Origin of the sequence: Vibrio sp. 10N.222.49.C9 (assembly GCF_041474985.1) — a bacterium.
Taxonomy (GTDB): domain Bacteria; phylum Pseudomonadota; class Gammaproteobacteria; order Enterobacterales; family Vibrionaceae; genus Vibrio; species Vibrio crassostreae_C.
This window is the reverse complement of the sequence record NZ_JBFRVD010001174.1, coordinates 1-459: the sequence shown is the minus strand read 5'-3', so window position 1 is coordinate 459 and position 459 is coordinate 1. Positions and strand designations below refer to the sequence as shown.

The 459-nt window shown below is 44.2% G+C and carries 1 pseudogene; it reads right to left on the bottom strand.

Annotated elements, in window-relative coordinates:
* Positions 1–459 (bottom strand): annotated as a pseudogene (locus tag AB4585_RS27440) (ABC transporter permease); the annotation flags it as partial.

Genomic DNA, 459 nt, shown 5'->3' with positions numbered 1-459 from the left:
GAGAAAATCGATACTACTAAGTCGCTTCTATCCAATTCACTATTCGCAGCATTTTGTGCGTGCGTATTAGAGCGACTAGAAAACACCCACACTAATACAGCAGTGATGGCCCACACGATGATAGGGATAATCACCAGATTTCCACCAACATAGTAAACCAGACCTAAGAATATCAAGACGAATGGCACATCTATCAAACCACTGACAAACCCGCCCGAGTAAAAGTCTTTAATTTGACTGATGCCTTTAAAGCCTTCTTGCAAGGTACCAGGGTGCAGGGCTCTTACCTGCTTAAAAGAGATGGTATCTAGCTTGTGAACCAATATTTCATAAGAACTGCGTTCAGTATTGGTCGCTGCTGCACCTAGCAACCAAGTACGAACAAAACGTAAGAAGGCATCTAGCAGTATCGCAACGCTCGCCCCAGCTAAAAGTAATGTGGCGGTACCATAAGCTTGG